This is a genomic window from Streptomyces sp. NPDC058619, assembly GCF_042717785.1.
Classification (GTDB): Bacteria; Actinomycetota; Actinomycetes; order Streptomycetales; family Streptomycetaceae; genus Streptomyces.
On the sequence record NZ_JBHXQN010000154.1, the window covers coordinates 1 to 1,930 of the forward strand.

3 protein-coding genes are annotated in these 1,930 nt (G+C 43.3%); 1 reads left to right on the plus strand and 2 read right to left on the minus strand.

What is annotated here, in order from left to right; genetic code table 11:
- On the minus strand, positions 1-390 hold a 390-nt coding region (locus tag ACFWTC_RS38860; protein ID WP_384075170.1), incomplete at its 3' end, for a hypothetical protein.
- A gap of 540 nt (positions 391-930) precedes the next feature.
- Here ACFWTC_RS38860 and ACFWTC_RS38865 point away from each other — a divergent pair.
- Positions 931-1,092: a hypothetical protein gene (locus ACFWTC_RS38865; protein ID WP_376936199.1), complete on the plus strand. Its 162-nt coding sequence runs from the start codon at positions 931-933 to the stop codon at positions 1,090-1,092.
- Between the two features lie 407 nt (positions 1,093-1,499).
- Here ACFWTC_RS38865 and ACFWTC_RS38870 read toward each other — a convergent pair.
- Positions 1,500-1,930: hypothetical protein (locus ACFWTC_RS38870; protein ID WP_384075173.1), on the minus strand; the 431-nt coding region annotated here is incomplete at its 5' end.

The following is a 1,930-nucleotide window of genomic DNA, read 5'->3' on the forward strand; positions in this document are numbered from 1 at the left end:
AACGGCGTCCTGGTACTGGAAAGCAATGGACACGTTACCACCTCCAAAGAAGTCAAATTCAAGTTGCTGGGTAGAACTTAGTTCTTTCGCTGCCTGCGCTGCTTTACGGGCTTGCATAGCACGTTCTGGGCTACTTTCCTGCAATGCTTGTTGATCCAGTAGCAGAGCCGCTTGATCGTAAATACCACGCTTCCTCATAGCCTTTTCAGTTAGGCTTATTGGTGGGTTTGGATTATGACGTTGACGTGGCTGGGCAGCACCAACAATCACGCCAATTGATTGGACGGGAGCCCCAACTCTACGCTGGGCGGCCTGTGTGACCTTTGCAGCTGCGATATCTTCATTTGAGATACCGAGCTCCCTTAGCTCTCGAAATGATAATCTTGTCATCAATCTGCCCTTATAGTTGACTGGTGGACAACCTTAGTTGTCTGACAGACAACTGTCAATAATCTAAAAAGTCTTATTTCTCAGGGGCTAGAGTGCTAAAATGCACTAACGTATCCATGTATCTTAAATAGATTAAGCGGAACGAAGCTAGTCGCTTCGTAAAATAGCTTAAAAAAATGGTGCATGTGATAACGGCAGAGATGCTGTTTCCGAGGACTGACCTACTGGACAGCCCGCAGGACGGCAGCACTGCCGGTTTTCGATTTACCTATAACCATCGAAAACAAGTCCCAATTTTGAGACAACTTTTTAATCAACAAACGTATGTGAAAACGCTTAAGATTATGAGTTTTATGGGTAATCATCGTTTTAATGAAAAACAGCAAAAAAACAGTCTAAAAATTTAAGCTAAACCGCGTGTGTGCTGACACTTACAAGTGCAAAAAATGTTACATGTGATGTTACATTACGAACTACATTTTATGTTACATCGACCTACATGAGATATTTAAATAAAAACTAGATTGGGGAGACTGTGAAATGAAGAAAACAGAAAAAAAATCACAGGATTCTGATCAGCAGAATGAAAAATCACTGACTGAAAGAGTAGCAGAGATACAAGCCAAAATTAAAAGCCTTAGAGGGGATAATCGTGTTCCTTTCGATGAAAAGGCTTTTATGGATGAAGGGTGGGAGCTCTAATGCCCCTCATAGCTCCATAAATCGCCGTGTGAGCGTTTTTATCATATTCAATGTAGTCAACAGGCTCGAACGACATAACGCCCCCTACAGCGCAATTTAAAGGCGCGGGGACGTTATGTCTTGCGTTGCGACTTTTGTCCTGTGTTCATAGGCAGGATACGTAATTTTGTGGTACAAAATTAAATTCATCAAAAAGCACTGTCGAATAGGCACAAAAACACCGCGCCCCAAAATCGCGCTGTAGGTGATTTTTGTGCCGGCTGTTTTTCTGAAACGTCTGTGTAGCAGGAAATGCAACTTGTCAGCGTTACACCTAAAAAACTCAAAAAAAAGCCCTCAAACGAGGGCTTTAGAAGTCAAAGAATTATAAAATTCTGTAGCTCATTAATCGGGCAGAATAAGAGCTGTTATTCAGGCGATAAACCGCCGTCGATAACGTCCAGACGGAAGCGCTCAACAGCTTTAGCGTGGTTATTTACATTCCCACGAAAAGCTCCTTCAGGTGTTACAGTTATAACTTTTACTCGACCACGTTTAACGCGATGAATTGCACCAACTTTTTCAAGCAAATCTAATGCTCTTGCCATTTGTGCTTTGTCAGTTCGCATTGTCTCGCAGAGATCTGCGGCCGTTTTGGTGCATTCGTAACTTTGCCAGCCAAGATTACGGCAGATTTGCCATAGAACGGCCTGAGCGTGATATGCTTGCGCTGTGGTCTTAGCGGATTCAAATAGCCGTTCAGTAACGGCGTCCTGGTACTGGAAAGCAATGGACACGTTACCACCTCCAAAGAAGTCAAATTCAAGTTGCTGGGTAGAACTTAGTTCTTTCGCTGCCT

Excerpts from the sequence above, each read along its gene's own strand:
- ACFWTC_RS38865 (WP_376936199.1), top strand. The coding sequence starts at position 931 with ATGAAGAAAACAGAAAAAAAATCACAGGATTCTGATCAGCAGAATGAA.